The sequence below is a fragment of the uncultured Campylobacter sp. genome, from assembly GCF_938045775.1.
Lineage (GTDB): Bacteria > Campylobacterota > Campylobacteria > Campylobacterales > Campylobacteraceae > Campylobacter_B.
The window spans coordinates 1-4,184 of record NZ_CALIBH010000004.1 but is presented as its reverse complement, the minus strand read 5'-3'; the positions used below and the strand labels follow the sequence as shown (position 1 = coordinate 4,184).

General features: G+C 47.8%; 5 protein-coding genes. All 5 read right to left on the bottom strand.

Annotation, left to right across the window (positions count from 1 at the left end; all coding sequences use genetic code 11):
• Positions 1–846 precede the first annotated feature (846 nt).
• The 5 genes from Q0238_RS00155 to Q0238_RS00135 are packed head-to-tail and all read right to left on the bottom strand — an operon-like array spanning position 847 to position 4,107.
• Positions 847–1,896, bottom strand: coding sequence for a dehypoxanthine futalosine cyclase (locus Q0238_RS00155; protein ID WP_297941667.1), 1,050 nt, complete (start codon positions 1,894–1,896; stop codon positions 847–849).
• A 2-nt stretch (positions 1,897–1,898) separates the two neighbouring features.
• Positions 1,899–2,273, bottom strand: a complete 375-nt coding sequence (locus Q0238_RS00150) for a HepT-like ribonuclease domain-containing protein (protein ID WP_297941664.1) — start codon at positions 2,271–2,273, stop codon at positions 1,899–1,901.
• The gene (locus Q0238_RS00145; protein ID WP_297941661.1) at positions 2,266–2,616 is read right to left on the bottom strand and encodes a nucleotidyltransferase domain-containing protein; all 351 of its coding nucleotides are present in this window, start codon (positions 2,614–2,616) and stop codon (positions 2,266–2,268) included. The genes Q0238_RS00150 and Q0238_RS00145 overlap by 8 nt, the downstream gene beginning before the upstream one ends.
• Before the next feature lies 1 nt (position 2,617).
• Positions 2,618–3,190, bottom strand: coding sequence for an NfeD family protein (locus Q0238_RS00140; protein WP_297941659.1), 573 nt, complete (start codon positions 3,188–3,190; stop codon positions 2,618–2,620).
• The gene (locus Q0238_RS00135; RefSeq protein ID WP_177388742.1) at positions 3,187–4,107 is read right to left on the bottom strand and encodes a stomatin-like protein; all 921 of its coding nucleotides are present in this window, start codon (positions 4,105–4,107) and stop codon (positions 3,187–3,189) included. The genes Q0238_RS00140 and Q0238_RS00135 overlap by 4 nt, the downstream gene beginning before the upstream one ends.
• Positions 4,108–4,184: the final 77 nt, after the last annotated feature.

Below are 4,184 nucleotides of genomic sequence, written 5' to 3'. Positions count from 1 at the left end.
CTTGAAGCTCGCCACCGGCAGCGAATCATCGAATTGATACAAAAAGTCAATTTTAGCGCTTTTGCCGCCTTTGATTTTAAGTGAAATCTCTTTTTTTTCCATCGTTTTCCTTTATAAAATTTTTAAATTTCATCGCTCTTACAGGCGCGATTTTAAAATTTTGACGCAGCTAAACGCGCCGCTTTTAAATTTGCACCGGGGCTCGTTTTAAAAATTTCGCTAAAACAAGTTTTCAAAATTTAGTTCAAACTCGCTTCTAAAATTTCGCGCTAGGGCAGTTTTGCCCGTCCTGCTTAAAATTTTAAAATTTAATCGCACCGCAAGGCTTCGCAAATTTTAAAACCGCCGCCATCGTCCACACCACGAATATGGTTCGCCGGTACCAAAGCACAGACTGTGCGCTGTTTATGCGGCTCTTGCAATCGGCTCAAACTATACGCGGCATTATAAAATTTCATTGCGCTATTCGTTGTCATAAAATTTCAGCACCCGAAACGCCGCGTCGCGCCGTATTTGCAGCACAAGACGAAATATATCCGTGCTCAAACACGGCAAGCGTTGTAAACGAAATGTCTCTCACGCGCCGCCTCCGCCGCATTGATCTTGCGGCGCGGAATTTCGCGTCCAAAAAATTTTAAGGCGAAATTCCATAGCGAAATGAAATTTTACCGCGCAAATTCCGCTTGCGCCTGTAAATTTAAACCCGTACCCATATCAAAATTTTAAATTCCGTTGCAAAATTCCACGATCGCAAAAATTCGCCATCTGTTTTTAAGACAAATTCTACCGCTAAATTTTAGCCGCAAGCGAATAAATTTCCCGCCGCAAACGCGCAAAAGCCCGCACCTAAGCGTAAGTCTCCAAAATATCGTAGTTGGTGTTGCGCTTGGCGGGTATTTCGCCTACGTCGCGGATCAGCGCTATCATCTCGTCCTTGCTCATCCGAAAGCTCGCGCCTGCCGCCTTTACGACGTTTTCCTCCATCATCGTGCTTCCAAGATCGTTCGCGCCGAATTTCAGCGCCAGCTGCCCGATGTAGCTGCCCTGCGTGACCCAGCTACTTTGGATGTTTTTAAAATTATCCAAAAATAGCCGCGAGACGGCGAGTAGGCGCAAGTAGCGGTTTGGGCTTTGCTTTTTGATCTCGGGATGCTCGCGCAAAAGGCGGGTGTTTTGCCCCTGAAAACTCCATAAAATGAACGCTCTAAAGCCGCCCGTGCGGTCTTGCAGCTCGCGGATTTTATCCCAGTGCTCTACGATCTCGCGCGTGCTTTCAAGCGTGCCGAACATCATCGTGGCGGTCGTTTTCATACCGATGCCGTGCGCCTCCTCGTGCACTCTAAGCCACGTGGCGCTGTCGCTTTTACGCGGCGCTACTAGCTCTCGCACGCGGTCGCTTAAAATTTCGGCTCCGGCTCCCGGCATCGAGTAGAGCCCCTTGGCTTGCAGTCTGCGAAGTACTTCGAGCGTGCTGATGCCGCTAAGGCGCGCGATATAATCGATCTCGATCGCCGAGAAGCCGTGGATCGTGATGCTCGGGTAATTTTTGTGGATGAACTCCACTAGATCCTCGTACCATTCGATTTTCAGCTTCGGATGGACGCCGCCTTGAAATAAAATTTGCGTGCCGCCCACGGCGATGAGCTCCTCGATCTTTTCGCTAATCTGCTCAAAGCTCAGCACATAGGCGTCCGCGTCGCTTGCGTGGCGGTAAAATGCGCAAAATTTGCAATCCACCATGCACGCGTTGGTGTAGTTTATGTTTCGATCGATGATGAAGGTCGTGACGCGATTCGGATGCAGCTCGCGCTTGCGCGTAAACGCCGCGCGCCCAAGCTCGTTTAGATCGGCGTGCTCAATTAAATTTAGGGCTTCATCTATACTTAGTCTTTTCAAATTTATCCTTCCGATTTGCCTTTTCGATACGGTTTTAGTGCGCTGGTGATTTTTTGATTTAGCGTCGGCAGATAGTCCTTGATAGCTATCTCTATCAGCTCAAAATTTAGCCGTTCGTATTCGTGCGAGGCGATATTTCTAGTGGCGTTGATAGCTCTTATTTCATCTTTGCTAAAGATCGCCAAAGCCTGCAAATCGTTGCTTTCTTGCAGCCCTTTTAGCAGGGCGTGGATATTGATGAACTGCATCATTATCGCAGGCTGCAAAACGTCCTCGTCGGCAAGAGCCTGCGCTACGCCGCCCTCGCATTTTTTTAGGATGGATGAAATTTTATCAGATATCTTTTTTAATCGCTCGACGCTTGATTTTTCAAACATAAATCGCTCCTTGCAGCAGCTTTGTTTTTTCTTCACGACTTAAAGAGGTAGTATCGCACAGATCGACATTAACATTAAATTTGCCAGATAGCTTTTTTTTAAAATCGTCTAAAAAAACCAGCGCCGAAAATGGGTTTCCTAAATTTTTTACCATTTTTGCCCCGTCGGTTTCGATCGCGATGTCGATGTCGGAAAATGCGTCGGCACTACCCTTGGCGTAGCTGCCGAAAAGCCATAGCTCGGTAACACCAACCGCAAAAAGCCTCTTTTTCTGCGACGATAAAAATTTTAAAATTTCATCCTTGCTGTTGATCGTTTTTTTCGGTGCGGTTTTAGCGCTCACTCTACGCCTCTTTCGGATCTACGGACGCTTCTTGTTCAGCGCCAGAGCTTTGCGCGTTTTTGCTCGCAGCGGCATTGGAATTTTTATCGTCGGCACTCGTGCTGTCCGCGTCGCTTAAATTTGCGTCGCCGTTATTTAAATTTACGCCGTCTGCGCCGCTAGAATTTCGACTGCTATCTTTTTTAATCACGATCTGGCCGTTTTTTACGCCTAAAATTTCGACGCGGTCACCCTCGTTAAGATCCGAAATTTCATCGCTTTTCCAAAACGTGCCTTTGAAATAGACCATGCCGTTTTTGACGGTGCCGGTGCCGCTTTCGTCTAAAAAATTATCCTTATGCTTCTCTTCGGGCTTGAAAAAGCGCGATTTTAGAGGTCTTTTAAGTGCGATCAGAAGTACGAAAGAAAGCACGAACGAAAGCAGAATTTGTACGTCCCAATCAATATGAAAGCCGAAGCTCAAAAGCCCCGTGATGAAAAATCCGGCGCTGAAAAATATAAAGGTGAAATCCATCACCAAAAGCTCGACGATCGCCAAAATCACGCCGATTATGATAAAAATCAGCGCGTTCATTTGAGCTCCTTCGCGCCGTTTTTGCCGAGGAATTCTTTAAGCACGCTAAGAGAGCCGATAAGCTCGCTCGTTTCGTAAGGGATTAAAATTTTATCCTTGCTCGGGTTTTTGGATAGCTCGCTGAAAGCGTTTACGCGACCTTGCGCAAGCAGGTATTCGGCGGCGAAGTGTGACGAGCCCATCGCGATATTGATGCTTTCCATCGCGTCCTTTTGACCTTGCGCGAGCGCGATCTGCTCATATTTTTTCGCATCCGCCATACGCTCGATCGCCTCGGCTTCGAGCACCTTCTCCTGCTTTAGCGCTTCGGCGTTTCGGATGAGAGCTGCTTTTTCAGCCTCGGCTTTAAGCTCGATCGCGCGCTTTTCGCGCTCAGCTTTCATCTGCATATTCATCGCCTCTTCGATGCCGTGCGGTACCGAAATTTCGGAGATCTCCACGCGCATGATCTTTACACCCCAGTTATCCGCAGCGTCGCCCAGAGCGATTTGTAGCTTGGAATTTAGCTGATCGCGCGAGCTAAGCGTGCTGTCTAAGCTCATCTCGCCGATCGCGCTACGTAGCGTCGTCATCGCTAAATTTGAAATCGCGCGGCGATAATCCTCGACGTTGTAAAGCGCCATCTTGCCGTCAATGACCTTCAAAAACACGATACCGTCGACGCTTATGTTGACGTTATCTTTGGTGATGACTTGCTGCTTGCTGATGTCCACCAACTGCTCGCGCACGCTCATCTTCGCGCGCACCGCGTCAAAAAACGGCACGATGATGTGAAAGCCGCCGTCGAGCACCTTGTGAAAGCGACCCAGTCGCTCGATAATCAAAATTTCCGATTGCGAGACGATCTTGACCCCCATCTTTAGAATTGCCGCGATGAGGACGCAAAATACTATTACCGTAGTTACGAACCCTTCCATTTTCACTCCTGAATTAAAATTTCGCAATTATAGCATTTTTAGCTTATTTTGGCTTTTAAGGCGCGCCGTGATACAAT

What these genes read in the sequence shown, in the direction of transcription:
- Q0238_RS00150 (WP_297941664.1), bottom strand. Translation starts at nt 2,273, where the DNA reads ATGTTTGAAAAATCAAGCGTCGAGCGATTAAAAAAGATATCTGATAAA.
- Q0238_RS00140 (WP_297941659.1), bottom strand. Translation starts at nt 3,190, where the DNA reads ATGAACGCGCTGATTTTTATCATAATCGGCGTGATTTTGGCGATCGTC.
- Q0238_RS00135 (WP_177388742.1), bottom strand. Translation starts at nt 4,107, where the DNA reads ATGGAAGGGTTCGTAACTACGGTAATAGTATTTTGCGTCCTCATCGCG.